Origin of the sequence: Streptomyces sp. A5-4 (genome assembly GCF_051131715.1) — a bacterium.
GTDB lineage: Bacteria > Actinomycetota > Actinomycetes > Streptomycetales > Streptomycetaceae > Streptomyces.
In genome coordinates this window covers 3648850-3664097 of the sequence record NZ_CP178591.1, presented here as the reverse complement: position 1 = coordinate 3664097, position 15248 = coordinate 3648850, and the positions used below count along the sequence as shown (strand labels likewise).

Here is a 15248-nt window from a genome sequence, read left to right as displayed (position 1 = left end):
CTTCCCGGCCGCCACGCTCCGCTGCCGGGCCGGCCACGCGCGGCGCCCCCGGCCCCCAAGTGGAACCGGATCCACCACTCGCCCCGTCCCATCGCCATGGATATGTCACGCACATGCCTCCCCGCCACCGCCCTGGCCCTCCTCGCCCTGACCGCGACCGCCTGCGGAACGGACACCGGATCGGACGCCGGAAGCGACGGCACCGTAAAGCCGGATCTGGCCGTCACCGGGATCGACTGGGCCGTCGAGAGCGTGACCGTGGACGGCAAGAAGATGCCCGCGCCCGAAGGGGCGCGGGTCACGATCGACAAGGGCCGCGCCTCCGGCAACAGCGGCTGCAATTCCTTCGGAGCCGATGCCGCCGTCAAGGGCGACACGGTCACTGTCGGCACGGTCCAGTCCACGGAGATGGCCTGCGAGAAGGACATCCAGAAGTTCGAGGGAAGCCTGCAGGCCGCCTTCACCGGGAAGCTCAAGGGCAAGGTGGCCGACGACCGCCTGACGCTGACGACGCCGAAGGGCGACAGCATCGCGATGTCGGCCAAGCCCCCGGAGCCCAACGCCGAGCTCACCGGAACGAGGTGGAACGTGGAATCGCTGATCAAGGGCAAGAGCGTCACCTCGCTGCCCTCGGACACGGCGGGCAAGGCGGAGCTGACCTTCGACAAGGACGGTTCGGTGGGCGGCAGCACCAGCTGCAACAACCTCAGCGGCAAGGCGGCCGTCGCCGGGTCCACCATCACCTTCTCCAAGGTGGCGACGACCCGGAAGATGTGCGTGCCGGAGGCCATGCAGACCGAGCGGGCCCTGCTCAAGATCCTTGGCGGCAAGGCGGATTACGAGATCAAGGGATCCACCCTGTCACTCACCGCCGCGGGCGGCGAGGGCCTGCAGGCCAGGGCCGCTCAGCGGAAGTAGTGGCTCCGGGGGCCGGAGATCACCCGCTTCGCGGACCCTCCGGAATCACCTGGTGGCACTGAGTGCCGCGGCCCGACGGGCGCCCCGCGATACGCACCCACCCGCACCACCACCCCACCTCGCTCCCGCGGTACCCGCGCAAAGCGGGCGGTTCCGGCGCACACCCTGTCGTACTCCCGATCCGGACATTGCCCGGAACCGTCCGCTCCGCCCCAGGTGGGCGCCCGTCCGCGTCCCCAATTCGGACCAGTGGTCGATCTCGCCTACACTGGGTGCCGTGCCTCGTGGTGATGGACGACTCAACCACGACCTGCTCCCCGGAGAGAAAGGCCCCCAGGACGCTTGCGGCGTCTTCGGTGTCTGGGCTCCGGGCGAAGAGGTCGCCAAGCTCACCTATTTCGGACTGTATGCCCTGCAGCACCGTGGACAGGAGTCCGCGGGCATCGCAGTGAGCAACGGGTCCCAGATCCTCGTCTTCAAGGACATGGGACTGGTCTCGCAAGTCTTCGACGAAACATCTCTCAGCTCCCTCCTGGGTCATATCGCGGTGGGCCATGCCCGCTACTCCACCACCGGAGCCTCGGTGTGGGAGAACGCCCAGCCGACCTTCCGTGCCACCGCGCACGGATCGATCGCGCTGGGTCACAACGGCAACCTGGTCAATACGGCGCAGCTCGCCGAGATGGTCGCCGACCTCCCCAAGGAGAACGGTCGCGCGACGCAGGTCGCCGCCACCAACGACACCGATCTGGTCACCGCGCTGCTGGCCGGCCAGACGGACGACGACGGCAAGCCGCTCACCATTGAGGAAGCCGCCGCAAAGGTTCTCCCTCAGGTGATGGGCGCCTTCTCCCTCGTCTTCATGGACGAGGGCACGCTGTACGCGGCCAGGGACCCGCAGGGCATCCGCCCGCTCGTCCTGGGCCGTCTGGAGCGCGGCTGGGTGGTGGCCTCCGAGTCCGCCGCCCTGGACATCTGCGGCGCCTCCTACGTCCGTGAGGTCGAGCCCGGCGAGATGCTGGCCATCGACGAGAACGGACTGCGCACCTCCCGATTCGCGGAAGCGAAGCCCAAGGGGTGTGTCTTCGAGTACGTCTATCTGGCTCGTCCCGACACCGATATCGCCGGCCGGAACGTCTATCTCTCCCGGGTGGAGATGGGCCGCAAGCTCGCCAAGGAAGCACCGGCGGAAGCCGACCTGGTGATAGCGACGCCGGAATCCGGCACGCCGGCCGCCATCGGCTACGCGGAGGCCAGCGGAATCCCGTTCGGCGCCGGACTGGTCAAGAACGCCTATGTCGGCCGGACCTTCATCCAGCCGTCCCAGACGATCCGCCAGCTGGGCATCCGCCTCAAGCTCAACCCGCTCAAGGAAGTCATCCGCGGCAAGCGCCTGGTGGTCGTCGACGACTCGATCGTCCGCGGCAACACCCAGCGCGCCCTCGTCAAGATGCTCCGCGAGGCGGGCGCGGCCGAGATCCACATCCGGATCTCGTCCCCGCCGGTGAAGTGGCCCTGCTTCTTCGGCATCGACTTCGCCACCCGCGCGGAGCTGATCGCCAACGGCATGTCCGTCGACGAGATCGCCACCTCCATGGGTGCGGACTCCCTCTCGTACATCTCCCTCGAAGGGATGATCGAGTCGACCACCATCCCGAAGCCGAACCTCTGCTGTGCCTGCTTCGACGGTGAGTACCCGATGGACCTGCCCGACCCGGAGCTGCTCGGTAAGCAGCTCCTGGAGAGCGAGCTGGCCGCGGGCCCGGCCAACACGGCCGCAGCCGACGCGCTCCGCCGCCCGTAACGCCCCGTTTCACGACACGAAAGTTCCCAGCGCCATGCCTCCTGAATCTTCTGAGCATGCTCCGCAAGCGGGCAACAGTGCCAGCTATGCCTCCGCGGGCGTCGACATCGAAGCCGGCGACCGCGCCGTCGAGCTGATGAAGGAGTGGGTGAAGAAGACGCGGCGCCCCGAGGTCCTCGGCGGCCTCGGCGGTTTCGCCGGCCTCTTCGACGCCTCCGCGCTCAAGCGCTACGAGCGTCCGCTGCTCGCCTCCGCCACCGACGGCGTCGGCACGAAGGTCGATCTCGCCCGCAAGATGGGCGTGTACGACACGATCGGCCACGACCTCGTCGGCATGGTCGTGGACGACCTCGTCGTCTGTGGCGCCGAGCCGCTCTTCATGACCGACTACATCTGTGTCGGCAAGGTGCATCCCGAGCGTGTCGCGGCGATCGTCAAGGGCATCGCCGAGGGCTGTGTCCTCGCGGGCTGCGCCCTGGTCGGCGGGGAGACCGCCGAGCACCCGGGTCTGCTCGGCGAGGACGACTTCGATGTCGCGGGGGCCGGCACGGGAGTGGTGGAGTACGACCAGCTGCTGGGCGCGGACCGTATCCGTAAGGGGGACGCGGTGATCGCCATGGCGTCCTCCGGTCTTCACTCGAACGGGTACTCGCTGGTGCGGCATGTGGTCTTCGACCGGGCCGGCTGGTCGCTGGACCGCGAGGTCGAGGAGTTCGGCCGGACGCTCGGCGAGGAGCTGCTGGAGCCCACCAAGATCTACTCGCTGGACTGCCTGGCCGTCACGCGCACCACCCAGGTGCACGCTTTCAGCCACATCACGGGCGGCGGTCTCGCGAACAACCTCGGCCGGGTGATCCCCGAGCACCTGCACGCCACGGTGGACCGCTCGACCTGGACCCCCGGCGCGGTCTTCGACCTCGTCGGCAAGACGGGCAACGTCGAGCAGCTGGAGCTCGAGAAGACTCTCAACATGGGCGTCGGCATGATGGCCGTCGTCCCGGAGGAGTCGGTGGACGTGACCCTCTCGGTCCTCGCCGACCGCGGAGTGGACGCCTGGATCGCAGGAGAGATCACCGAGCGGGGCGAGCACCGCGAGGGTGCCACGCTGACCGGCACCTATTCACGCTGAGGACACCTTGCGGGCGGTTTGTCGGGGAGACCCCGACAAGCCGCTGAAGGGCACCGTGAACCATGTCCTCGCGGGGAAAGCACAGCCCCCGCGGGGAGCACAGAACCCGGTCCCGGGCTCGCGCCCCGGACCGGGTCAGGTGATGAAGCTGTACGACGTCAAGCGCCGCGACGTTGCGCCGAGGGGCCGGACTGGTCGTCCTCGTCCCCGTCGTCGTTGTACTGCGACGCGTACTGTGCGTACGGGTCGTCTTCTTCGTCGTCGTCCTCGAACGGCTCGCCATTCGGCGGCTGTTGCGAAGTCGAAGCGCCCAGCTCATTGGCCAGACGCGACAGATCTGTCCCGCCGCTGCTGTACTTCAGCTGGCGGGCGACCTTGGTCTGCTTGGCCTTTGCCCGGCCGCGCCCCATGGCTCGACCCCCTCGGTGACGGGGCTCGATGGCCCCAGAGTCTTGACACCCGTTCATGGTTGGGAACGGTCTCTCCTCGGAGAGGCCGGTCCGCAGGACTTCAACGGTACCTGCTTCCGCGGCCATACGGTACGCCGCCCGCATGACATGCCCCGGTGCAGAACCCGCGAGATGCCCTGTACTCGCTGGTCAACCGCGATTTTAACCTCTTCTGGAGGGCCGACCCGCCGAGCGGCGTGAGGCATCTCTCCCCGCCGTCGGGCCGGCCCCGCCGAATGTCAGCGTCCGCGTGCCTCGGACATCCGCTGTTCGGCGATCCTGTCGGCCGCCGCGGCCGGAGGAATGCCGTCACTCTTCGCACGTGCGAATATTGCCAGCGTGGTGTCGTAGATCTTCGCGGCCTTCGCCCTGCACCGGTCGAAGTCGAACCCGTGCAGCTCGTCGGCGACCTGGATCACGCCGCCGGCGTTCACCACGTAGTCGGGCGCGTAGAGGATCCCGCGGTCGGCGAGATCCTTCTCGACGCCCGGGTGTGCGAGCTGGTTGTTGGCAGCTCCGCACACGACCGTGGCGGTGAGCACCGGCACGCTCTCGTCGTTGAGCGCGCCGCCGAGGGCGCACGGCGCGTAGATGTCGAGGCCCTCGACCCTGATCAGTGCCTCGGTGTCGGCGACCGCGGTCACCTGCGGGTGCCGGTCGGTGAGGCGGCGTACGGACGCTTCCCGCACATCGGTGATCACGACCTCGGCGCCGTCCTCCAGGAGGTGCTCGACGAGGTGGTGCCCGACCTTGCCGACGCCGGCGACACCGACCTTGCGGCCGCGCAGCGTCGGGTCGCCCCACAGGTGCTGGGCGCTCGCCCGCATGCCCTGGAAGACGCCGAAGGCGGTCAGCACGGACGAGTCGCCCGCGCCGCCGTTCTCGGGGGAGCGACCGGTCGTCCACTGGCACTCGCGCGCCACGACGTCCATGTCCGCGACGTACGTGCCGACGTCGCACGCCGTCACGTACCGGCCACCGAGGGAGGCCACGCAGCGGCCGTAGGCCAGCAGCAGCTCTTCGCTCTTGACGGTGTCCGGGTCGCCGATGATCACGGCCTTGCCGCCGCCGTGGTCGAGGCCGGCCATGGCGTTCTTGTACGACATCCCGCGCGAGAGGTTCAGGGCGTCGGCGACGGCCTCTTCCTCGGACGCGTACGGGTAGAAGCGGGTGCCGCCGAGGGCCGGGCCCAGGGCGGTGGAGTGGATGGCGATGACGGCCTTGAGGCCGCTGGCTCGGTCCTGGCACAGCACGACCTGCTCGTGGCCGCCCTGTTCCGATCGGAACAGGGTGTGCAGTACGTCGACAGCGCTGCCGGTTGAGTCGGTCACGGTGGTGACTCCCAAATACGAAGCGGCGATGCCCTCCTGCGGGTGGGGAGGGCTGATGGGCAAGAGCGTAGAACCTGGCGGACCCCCTGATGACCGCAGTGCCCAGGATCACCCCCCGGCGCGGTGCCCGTGGGACGATTCCCCTCCGTCCGATCCGTCCGAGTGAGGAGCAGGCGTGGCCCAGGCGTCATCGGTGACCGTCCCGTACGTCTCGTATCTGCGGGTGTACGAACCGCTGGCGGCCTTCCCGGAGCCCGAGCGGGAGCACTGGGCGGGCTACGCGCGGCGCGGGCACCTGCCCACCGCCCAGGACGAGCTGCGGCGCTCCCTGGCCGACCTGCTGCCGACACCTCCGGTCGCGGTGCCGGTGCACGAGAGCGGGGACGCGTTCGTCGCCGAGCTGGACGGGGTGGTGTGTGTCTGCCCCTGGCGCACCCGTCTGCGGGGCTGGTTGGCCCTCCAGGAGCTTCCCGAGCTGTTTCCCGAGCCGATGTTGGACGCGGCGCTGCCGCCCGTCGTACGCCGTCAGGCGGCCGCGGACTTCGAGCGGTGGCTGGAGCGCAATCCGGACGCGCGGCCGTGGATCAGGAGCTCGGTGTGGCACGTGCCGGTGAGCTGGTTCGCGCTGTTCGCGGGCGAGGAGCGCACGTACACGAAGGCGCGGGAGGGCTCGGCGCCGACGCTGAGCTACCGGACGCCGATGGTGCAGGCGCGGCGGCGGGTGGCGCGGGCGCTGAAGGCGCTGCGGGAGCTGCTCGGCGAGGGCCGGGGCGACGGTGGTGCGGGCGACAGCGAGGGCGGCGTCGAGGTGCTGCTCATCGGGGGGCTGGTGGATCGCCTGGTGGATGTGGGGCGCTGGCTGGAGGAGTTCCATCCCCGGTCGCTGGTCGAGCTCGACTACGGCGGCCTGGTGCACACGCTTCCGGCGGAGCACCTCGCCGATGATGTGTCGGCGGCGGACGTCGCCGAGGGGATCGCGGCGCTGCGGGCGGGTGACGGCGCCGGGGCCGGCGAGGCGTACGAGCGGCTGATGGAGCGGTGGCGGACGGTGCGGGAGCGTCAGTTCGCGAACTGAGTGGCTCCGGGGAACGCGGCCGGCGGGCCGAAGGGCCGGGACGTAGGTCCTGATCCGGGCCTTTGACTCAAGCGTGACGGACAGCACTTAGCGGGCTCTTGCGCCCATCCCCCATCCTCATGCCAAAATAGGACAAGGAGTCCGGTAGGGGCTCCTTCCGTCCAAGTAAGGGCGGAAATCTCGGCATTGCGCGCTATGGGGGGTCTGGTGGCTCCTGATCGCTCTGTGACTGATCGTCACCGTGGTGTGACTGTCCGCTATGGCATGGTCCATCGGCTTCGTCGCTGATGAACACCTGGGAGGGCAATTCCATCGGTTTGGCCGACGTGGCTGGACGGATGGTGTAGTTGTAGTGCCGAGGACAAGCCGTTCGTCCTATAACCGACTCGGCCCGCGTCCGCCATTTCGGGCAACGCGGGTCAAGGTGCAGAATTTAGAGGAAAGAACCGTGATGGTTCGGTTCTCCCGAGGAGGCCGCTCATGACCGCTCGCACCCCTGACGCCGAGCCGCTGCTGACCCCGGCTGAGGTCGCCACGATGTTCCGCGTGGACCCTAAGACGGTCACTCGCTGGGCAAAGGCTGGCAAGCTCACGTCCATCCGCACGCTTGGTGGACACCGGCGTTACCGCGAGGCAGAGGTCCGCGCACTGCTTGCGGGTATTCCGCAGCAGCGCAGCGAGGCCTGAACAACCGCATGACCCGCACAACCCCGCATTAACGGGCATCTTCCGGGCCCCCCAACCCGGGAAGCCCACTTGAGCACCAAACGGCAGGAGTCCGCCCCAACGGGCTCCACATCCATGCAGCACGGGTGCGCCGTCGATCGCGCTGGACTCCGCCGGGTCCAGCGCGATCTTTTTTATGCCCTGAGCCATGCCCCCGGGCGGGCTGTCGGCCATGCCCTGGGAGCGCCCCGAGCGGCCGCGCTGTGACCTGCGGGGCGACCTCGCGCCGACCTGTTCCGGGGGTGCTGCGGGCGGCCCCGCGGCCACCTCGTGGCGGTCCCTGCCCCTCCCGCACTCGACCCTCGGGCGGCCTCCGCAGGGTGGTGCAATTGCACATATTAAATTGACCTGTTGTAGGAGGGGAGTAAGTTGACCCGTTCCCGAAACTCTTTCGGTGACTCCCGTCACACGGCAAAAGTCTTGCCAACTCCGAGCCTGCCACTGCCGAGTGAGGCTGTGCAGCGCCGTTGGTCATCGGGGCGGGGGACTTTCGTCCCGGGCCGGCTCGTGCTCCAGGGCGAGCCGCAGGAGCCGACGGCAGATCGGGCAGTGCCTGCCGAGATGTCGATACCCCGACGCGGCCGCCAGATGGGCACGCAGCAGCGCGCGCGCCCCATGTCTGACCCTGACTTCGGATGCCGCCATGCGCCACTTCCGGTGCGGGCCCCCCTGAGGCCCTGTCCTTCTGGGTACCGGTTGACCGCTGACGGCGTCAAGACGCAAGAAGGCCCGGATCCTTGCGGATCCGGGCCTTCCCTCACTGCTTCACTGCGGTCCTGACGGGATTTGAACCCGCGGCCTCCACCTTGACAGGGTGGCGAGCACTCCAAGCTGCTCCACAGGACCTTGATTCGCTTTGCCGTACTGCGCGGCGCTGCGAAGACAGACTGTACAGCAGGTCAGAGGGTGCGGTCGAACTCGCTCCCGGCGAAGGCTCCGTTACGGCGCCAGGGCGTCGATCACCTTCATGATCCGCTTGTCGGAGATGGTCTGCGCGGTGCCCAGAGCGTGCGCGAAGTAGCTCACCCGCAGCTCCTCGATCATCCAGCGGACGTCCAGCACCTCCCGGGGAACAGGCCTGCCCTGCGGCATCTGTTCCAGCAGCCAGGCGTACTCGTCCTGCATCTCGTGGACCTTCTCCATGCGCGTGGTGTCGCGCTGCACGGCCGTCGGCATCTGCTGGAGCCGGCGGTCCACCGCGACGAGATAGCGCATCAGGTCGGGCAGCCTGCGCAGCCCGGTCCGCGTGACGAAGCCGGGCGGCACGAGGGTCGCCAACTGGTCGCGTACGTCGCTGACGTTGTTGACCAGGACCAGGCTGGTCGAGGCCTTCAGACGGCGCTCACAGGCCTGCCAGGCGGCCAGGATCTGCTGCACCTGGTTCACCGTCCGCACGGTCGTGTCGACGAGGTCGGCACGCACCTTCTCGTACAGCTTCCGGAAGGACTCCTCGTCCCAGGCCGGACCGCCGTGGTCCGCGATCAGCTTGTCGGCGGCGGCCGTCGCGCAGTCCTCGAAGAGCGCCTGGATCGAGCCGTGCGGATTGCGGGACAGCGCCAGCTTGTGCTGGTTGGAGAGCTTGTCCGAGGCGAACTTGGCGGGGTTCACCGGGATGTTGAGCAGGATGAGTCTGCGGGTGCCCCGCCACATCGCCTGCTGCTGCTCGGCCTCGGTGTCGAAGAGGCGTACGGCGACGCTCTCGCCCTGGTCGACGAGGGCCGGATACGCCTTGACGGGCTGCCCGGCCCTGCGGGTCTCGAAGACGCGGCTCAGCGAGCCGATCGTCCAGTCCGTCAGGCCCGTACGTTCGACGGACTCGCCCGTCGGCCCGGGCGTCGCCGCCGCGGCTTGGGAGAGCGCCTTGCGGGCCTTGGGCCTGAGCGCCAGCCTGAGCGCTTCCAGGTCCTTGTCCTCGGCGAGCTTCTTGCGGCGCTCGTCGATGATCCGGAACGTGATCTTCAAGTGGTCCGGGACCCGGCCAAGATCGAAGTCCTCGGCGGAGACGGGCACCCCGACCATCCGCTTGAGCTCGCGCGCCAGCGTCAGCGGCAGCGGCTCCTGGAGTGGCACGGCCCGGTCCAGGAAGGCCCCCGAGTAGTTCGGCGCGGGCACGTAGTGGCGGCGGATCGGCTTGGGCAGGGAGCGGATCAGCTCGGTGACCACTTCCTCGCGCAGGCCGGGGATCTGCCAGTCGAAGCCGTCGGACGACACCTGGTTGAGGACCTGGAGCGGGATGTGGACGGTCACGCCGTCCGCGTCCGCGCCCGGCTCGAACTGGTAGGTCACCCGGAACTTGAGCTTCCCCTGGCGCCAGGAGTCCGGGTAGTCGTCCTTGGAGACGTCCCCGGCCTTCTCGTTGATGAGCATCGAGCGCTCGAAGTCGAGCGTGTCGGGCTCCTCGCGCCGCTTGGTCTTCCACCACGAGTCGAAGTGCGCGCCGGACACGATGTGTTCGGGGATGCGCTGGTCGTAGAAGTCGAAGAGCGTCTCGTCGTCCACCAGGATGTCGCGGCGCCGCGCGCGGTGCTCCAGCTCCTCGACCTCGGTCAGGAGCTTGCGGTTGTCGTGGAAGAACTGGTGCGTGGTGCGCCAGTCGCCCTCGACGAGCGCGTTGCGGATGAAGAGATCACGGCTCGTCTCCGCGTCGATCCGCCCGTAGTTGACCTTGCGCTGGGCGACGATCGGCACGCCGTACAGCGTGACCTTCTCGTACGCCATGACGGCCGCCTGGTCCTTCTCCCAGTGCGGCTCGCTGTAGGTGTGCTTGAGCAGGTGCCCGGCGATCGGCTCGATCCACTCCGGCTCGACCTTGGCGTTGACCCGCGCCCACAGGCGGGAGGTCTCGACCAGCTCGGCGGACATGATGAAGCGCGGCTGCTTCTTGAAGAGCGACGAGCCGGGGAAGATCGCGAACTTGGCGTTGCGGGCGCCCACGTACTCGTTCTTCTCGGTGTCCTTCAGCCCGACGTGCGACAGCAGACCGGCCAGCAGCGAGGTGTGGATGGCCTGCTCCGGCGCGCCCGGGGGCGGAGCCCCCTGATCGGACACAGCCTCGTTGACGTGGATGTCCATCTGCTTGGCGACCGTGCGCAGCTGCGCGTAGATGTCCTGCCATTCACGAATGCGCAGGAAGTTGAGGTACTCCGTCTTGCACATCCGGCGGAAGTTGGACGAACCGCGTTCCTTCTGCTGCTCGCGCACGTACTGCCACAGGTTGAGATAGGCGAGAAAGTCGCTCGTTTCGTCTTTGAAGCGGGCGTGCTGCTGGTCGGCCTGCTGCTGCTTCTCGGCAGGCCGCTCCCGCGGGTCCTGGATGGAGAGCGCGGCTGCGATCACCATGACTTCGCGTACGCAACCGTTCTTGTCGGCCTCGACGACCATCCGGGCCAGCCGCGGGTCGACCGGCAGCTGGGAGAGCTTGCGGCCGAGCCCGGTCAGCCGCTTCTTTGGATCCTTCTGCGTGGGATCCAGCGCGCCGAGCTCCTGGAGGAGCTGGATGCCGTCGCGGATGTTCCGGTGGTCCGGCGGGTCGATGAAGGGGAACTTCTCGATCTCGCCCAGGCCGGCCGCGGTCATCTGCAGGATGACCGAGGCCAGGTTCGTACGGAGGATCTCGGGGTCCGTGAACTCCGGGCGGGTGACGAAGTCGTCCTCCGAGTAGAGCCGGATGCAGATGCCGTCGGACGTACGGCCGCAGCGGCCCTTGCGCTGGTTGGCGCTGGCCTGGCTGACCCGCTCGATCGGCAGCCGCTGCACCTTCGTGCGATGGCTGTAGCGCGAGATGCGGGCGGTGCCGGGGTCGATCACGTACTTGATGCCGGGGACGGTCAGGGACGTCTCGGCCACATTGGTGGCGAGGACGATCCGGCGACCAGTGTGGCGCTGGAAGACGCGGTGCTGCTCGGCGTGCGAGAGGCGTGCGTACAGCGGGAGGACCTCGGTGTGGCGCAGGTTCCGCTTGTTGAGGGCGTCCGCGGTGTCGCGGATCTCGCGCTCACCGGAGAGGAAGACCAGGACGTCGCCGGGGCCCTCGTGCTGGAGCTCGTCGACGGCGTCCGCGATGGCGCTGATCTGGTCGCGGTCGACATCCTCGCTGTCGTCCTCCAGGAGCGGCCGATAGCGGACCTCGACCGGGTACGTACGACCGCTGACCTCGACGATCGGGGCGTCGCTGAAATGCCGGGAGAAGCGCTGCGGGTCGATCGTCGCCGAGGTGATGACGACCTTGAGGTCCGGGCGCTTGGGGAGCAGCCTGGCCAGATAGCCGAGCAGGAAGTCGATGTTCAGGGACCGCTCGTGGGCCTCGTCGATGATGATCGTGTCGTACGCGAGGAGCTCGCGGTCCGTCTGGATCTCGGCGAGCAGGATGCCGTCCGTCATCAGCTTGACGAAGGTCGCGTCCCGGTTGACCTGGTCGGTGAACCGCACCTTCCAGCCGACCGCCTCGCCGAGCGGTGTATCGAGCTCGTCCGCGATGCGCTCGGCGACGGTACGGGCGGCGATCCGGCGGGGCTGGGTGTGGCCGATCATGCCCTTCACCCCGCGCCCCAGCTCCATACAGATCTTGGGGATCTGCGTGGTCTTGCCGGAGCCGGTCTCGCCCGCGACGATCACGACCTGGTGGTCCCTGATCGCCGCCGCGATGTCGTCCTTGCGCTGGCTGACCGGCAGCTCTTCGGGATACGTGATCTTGGGCATGCGGGCAGCACGCTGCGCCAGCCGGGCCGCGGACTTAGCGGACTCGGCCGCGATTTCGTCCAGTGCGGCCTGCTGGGCCTCGGGGTTACGGATGCGACGGGCGCCGTCGAGACGGCGGCCGAGCCGGTGGGCGTCGCGGAGCGGCAGCCCTCCGAGCACGGTCTGGAGGTCGGCAAAGGAAGTAGACATACCTCACTGAGGATCTCACCCGTCGCTCGTGAGTGGCGAACCCATTTTTCCGGGTGGCCGTTTCGCGGCGGTTTGGACCCGGGAGATACGGCCGCCCGCGCAGCATCTAGTCTTTCGGGACGCGTACGCACCCGCGCACCCCGCGCGCCCACCGAGGAGAGGCCGAGCCCATGCCCCGTGCCGGCACTCCGCGGCGACGCGGCGCGGTCGCCGTGAGCGTGCTGCTGGGTGCGCTGCTCGCGCTGCTGATGTGCTCGGGGTCCGCGACGGCGGCCACGGGGCCCGCGACGGGGCTCGCGACGGGGCCCGCGACGGGGCCCGACGCGCGGCTCGCGGCGGCTGACGCGCGTGCGCCCGAGGCCGTGACTGTGGCCGGAGCGAGCGCGCCCGACGCCGGGCCGACCGCCCAGGCCCTCCCCGGAGCCGCGTTCGAGTCCGCGGCCGAGGCCGCCCCGGCCGCCGTCGGCGAACAGCGGGTGCCCGGCTGCGGCAAGAGCCCCGGGGGCGACAGCGGGACCGGTCCCGGCACCCCGGCGCGCGGTTCCCCTTCGTACGAGCTGCTGCACGCGCTCTACGACGCCCGCGCCGCCTCGGGCCCGTGGGGTACCGCCCCCGTGCTGCCGACCGTCGAACCCGACCGCGGGCCACCGCCGCTCGACCCGCCGTCCCCGATAGACCTCTCCGTCCTGCGCGTCTAGGCCTCGCCCGCCCCGGGCCCGCAGCAATGGGCCCACGCGGCCGTACGGGCCGACGTGCGAGCCGGTGCCACTCCGCGCCCGGCAGGTCCGGCGCGCGGACCGTCCGCACCTCCCCGTGACCGGCGCCGTGCCCGGCCCGCCCTGCGTGGCGCCGCCCGCCCGGCCGCCGCGCCCCGCCACTTCCCACGCCTCCGGCGCCCAGCGCGCCCACATCCTGTTCAGGAGTACCGGAACACCCATGAGCACCCCCGAGCGCAAGCCCACCCCCAAGACCGCCGCCAAGCCCGCCCCCAGGAAGACCTCCCGCCGCGGCCTCGCCATCGGCGCGGGCGTCGCCGCCGCCGCGGTCCTCCTCGGCGTGGCCTCGTACAGCGCCACCAAGCCCGAGGCCACCTCCTCGGCCGCCGCCGACGACTCCCCGGCCGCCGAGGTGTCCGCCGACCCGCAGGCCGGCGTCCATCCCGAACTGGCGAAGCTCGCCAGGCGCGACGCCAAGGACTCCCTCGCGCAGGGCCGGGCGGACGCGCCCGTCGTCCTCATCGAGTACGCCGACTTCAAGTGCGGCTACTGCGGGAAGTTCGCCCGCGACACCGAGCCCGACCTGGTGAAGAAGTACGTCGACGACGGCACCCTGCGCATCGAGTGGCGCAATTTCCCCATCTTCGGCAAGGAGTCGGACGCGGCGGCGCGCGGCGCCTGGGCCGCCGGGCAGCAGGACCGCTTCTGGCAGTTCCACGCCGCCGCGTACGCGGACGGCGCGAAGGAGAAGGGCTTCGGCGACGGCCGCCTCAAGGCGCTCGCCGAGGAGGCCGGGGTGCAGGATCTCGGCCGTTTCACCGAGGACACCGGGAGCGAGGCCGCCAAGTCGGCCGTGAAGGCGGACCAGGACGAAGCGTACCAACTGGGCGCCACCTCCACGCCGTCCTTCCTCGTCAACGGCAGGCCGATCGCCGGCGCCCAGCCCGCCGAGGTCTTCACCCAGGCCATCGAGGCGGCGGCGAAGGCGGCGAAGGGCGCCGGGCTGGAAAAGAAGGCGAAGGACGACAAGTGAGCCCGGACATCGGGTACTTGGCCGCCTTCCTCGGCGGCCTGCTCGCCCTGCTCAGCCCGTGCAGCGCCCTGCTCCTGCCCGCCTTCTTCGCGTACTCCATCGACTCCACGTCACGCCTGATGGCCAGGACGGGCATCTTCTACGCCGGCCTCGCCACCACCCTCGTGCCGCTGGGCGCGGCCGGCTCGTACGCCGGCCGGCTCTTCTACGGCCACCGCGACCAACTCGTGCTGTTCGGCGGCTGGCTGATCATCGTGCTCGGCGTCGCGCAGATCCTCGGCATGGGCTTCGCGTCACGCCGTATCGCCGCGCTCTCCGGGCGGATCCGGCCGACCACCGCGGTGTCCGTGTACGCCCTGGGGGCCGTCTACGGTCTCGCCGGTTTCTGCGCGGGCCCCATCCTCGGCAGCGTCCTCACCGTCGCGGCCGTCAGCGGCAGTCCGGTCTACGGCGGACTGCTGCTGGCCGTCTACGCGCTGGGCATGGCCGTACCGCTGTTCCTGCTCGCACTGCTCTGGGAGCGCTTCGACCTGGGCAAGCGGCAGTGGCTGCGCGGCCGGACGCTCACCCTGGGACGCTTCGAGCCGCACACCACCTCGCTGCTCTCCGGGCTCTTCTTCATCGTGCTCGGCACGCTCTTCCTCGTCTTCGACGGGACGACGGCCCTGCCGGGACTGCTCGACGTGGACGACTCGTTCGCGATCGAGGAGTGGGCCAACGGCCTCGGCGGGGCGGTGCCCGACGCGGCGCTGCTGGCCGGTGTGGTGGCCCTGGCCGGCCTGGTGCTCGCCCTGCGCGCCTGGCGGCGCAGGGCGCGGGAAGCGGTGGAGGAGGGGTGACGCGAAAGGCCCCGTCCACCGGACGGGGCCTTCGATGTGTAGTGGCTGGGGCCGGGATCGAACCGGCGACCTATCGCTTTTCAGGCGATCGCTCGTACCAACTGAGCTACCCAGCCACGCAGCCTTACGGTTGCAGCGGTCCTGACGGGATTTGAACCCGCGGCCTCCACCTTGACAGGGTGGCGAGCACTCCAAGCTGCTCCACAGGACCTGGCGTGGTGCGAGACTCAGTCTCGCACACGGTTTGTGCGTACCCCCAACGGGATTCGAACCCGTGCTACCGCCTTGAAAGGGCGGCGTCCTGGGCCACTAGACGATGAGGGCTAAGGGCCCACCTGCGC

At 69.5% G+C, this 15248-nt stretch carries 12 protein-coding genes and 4 tRNA genes; 8 read left to right on the top strand and 8 right to left on the bottom strand.

The features are described from left to right. The first annotated feature begins 102 nt into the window (after positions 1-102). The 3 genes from ACLLJJ_RS16785 to purM all read left to right on the top strand — a co-directional run bounded on the left by ACLLJJ_RS16785 (position 103) and on the right by purM (position 3851). The gene (locus ACLLJJ_RS16785) at positions 103-918 is read left to right on the top strand and encodes an META domain-containing protein (protein ID WP_434591912.1); all 816 of its coding nucleotides are present in this window, start codon (positions 103-105) and stop codon (positions 916-918) included. Positions 919-1195: 277 nt separating this feature from the next. Further along, entirely contained in the window at positions 1196-2722 is a 1527-nt protein-coding gene (purF, locus tag ACLLJJ_RS16780) for an amidophosphoribosyltransferase (protein WP_434591909.1), read from the top strand. A gap of 34 nt (positions 2723-2756) precedes the next feature. Beyond that, positions 2757-3851, top strand: coding sequence for a phosphoribosylformylglycinamidine cyclo-ligase (gene purM / locus ACLLJJ_RS16775; protein WP_434591906.1), 1095 nt, complete (start codon positions 2757-2759; stop codon positions 3849-3851). 158 nt (positions 3852-4009) lie between these two features. Here purM and ACLLJJ_RS16770 read toward each other — a convergent pair whose 3' ends face one another. Next, a complete protein-coding gene (locus ACLLJJ_RS16770) occupies positions 4010-4261 on the bottom strand; it encodes a DUF3073 domain-containing protein (RefSeq protein WP_283519331.1) in 252 nt (83 codons plus the stop codon). Between the two features lie 278 nt (positions 4262-4539). Continuing rightward, positions 4540-5631, bottom strand: coding sequence for a Leu/Phe/Val dehydrogenase (locus ACLLJJ_RS16765; protein ID WP_434591902.1), 1092 nt, complete (start codon positions 5629-5631; stop codon positions 4540-4542). Between the two features lie 175 nt (positions 5632-5806). Between ACLLJJ_RS16765 and ACLLJJ_RS16760 the strand changes: the two genes are divergently transcribed. Further along, positions 5807-6706: a hypothetical protein gene (locus ACLLJJ_RS16760; RefSeq protein WP_434591899.1), complete on the top strand. Its 900-nt coding sequence runs from the start codon at positions 5807-5809 to the stop codon at positions 6704-6706. A gap of 480 nt (positions 6707-7186) precedes the next feature. Further along, on the top strand, positions 7187-7393 hold the full coding sequence (bldC, locus tag ACLLJJ_RS16755; RefSeq protein ID WP_003949541.1) for a developmental transcriptional regulator BldC: 207 nt from the start codon (positions 7187-7189) through the stop codon (positions 7391-7393). Positions 7394-7903: 510 nt separating this feature from the next. Here bldC and ACLLJJ_RS16750 read toward each other — a convergent pair. The 3 genes from ACLLJJ_RS16750 to hrpA all read right to left on the bottom strand — a co-directional run bounded on the left by ACLLJJ_RS16750 (position 7904) and on the right by hrpA (position 12319). Further along, entirely contained in the window at positions 7904-8077 is a 174-nt protein-coding gene (locus ACLLJJ_RS16750; protein ID WP_434591840.1) for a DUF6274 family protein, read from the bottom strand. A 126-nt stretch (positions 8078-8203) separates the two neighbouring features. Further along, a tRNA-Asp gene (locus ACLLJJ_RS16745) sits at positions 8204-8278 on the bottom strand. Between the two features lie 93 nt (positions 8279-8371). After that, positions 8372-12319, bottom strand: a complete 3948-nt coding sequence (gene hrpA / locus ACLLJJ_RS16740) for an ATP-dependent RNA helicase HrpA (protein WP_434591837.1) — start codon at positions 12317-12319, stop codon at positions 8372-8374. A 170-nt stretch (positions 12320-12489) separates the two neighbouring features. Between hrpA and ACLLJJ_RS16735 the strand changes: the two genes are divergently transcribed. From ACLLJJ_RS16735 to ACLLJJ_RS16725, 3 genes are all read left to right on the top strand, one after another. Further along, positions 12490-13017: a hypothetical protein gene (locus ACLLJJ_RS16735; RefSeq protein ID WP_434591834.1), complete on the top strand. Its 528-nt coding sequence runs from the start codon at positions 12490-12492 to the stop codon at positions 13015-13017. 238 nt (positions 13018-13255) lie between these two features. Next, the gene (locus ACLLJJ_RS16730) at positions 13256-14068 is read left to right on the top strand and encodes a DsbA family protein (protein ID WP_434591831.1); all 813 of its coding nucleotides are present in this window, start codon (positions 13256-13258) and stop codon (positions 14066-14068) included. After that, positions 14065-14907: a cytochrome c biogenesis CcdA family protein gene (locus ACLLJJ_RS16725; RefSeq protein ID WP_434591828.1), complete on the top strand. Its 843-nt coding sequence runs from the start codon at positions 14065-14067 to the stop codon at positions 14905-14907. The genes ACLLJJ_RS16730 and ACLLJJ_RS16725 overlap by 4 nt, the downstream gene beginning before the upstream one ends. A gap of 42 nt (positions 14908-14949) precedes the next feature. On the opposite strand, the gene ACLLJJ_RS16720 is transcribed toward ACLLJJ_RS16725, so the two are convergent. The 3 genes from ACLLJJ_RS16720 to ACLLJJ_RS16710 all read right to left on the bottom strand — a co-directional run bounded on the left by ACLLJJ_RS16720 (position 14950) and on the right by ACLLJJ_RS16710 (position 15231). Beyond that, positions 14950-15023 (bottom strand) — tRNA-Phe (locus ACLLJJ_RS16720). Positions 15024-15043: 20 nt separating this feature from the next. Beyond that, positions 15044-15118, bottom strand: a tRNA-Asp gene (locus ACLLJJ_RS16715). 40 nt (positions 15119-15158) lie between these two features. Continuing rightward, positions 15159-15231, bottom strand: a tRNA-Glu gene (locus tag ACLLJJ_RS16710). Positions 15232-15248: the final 17 nt, after the last annotated feature.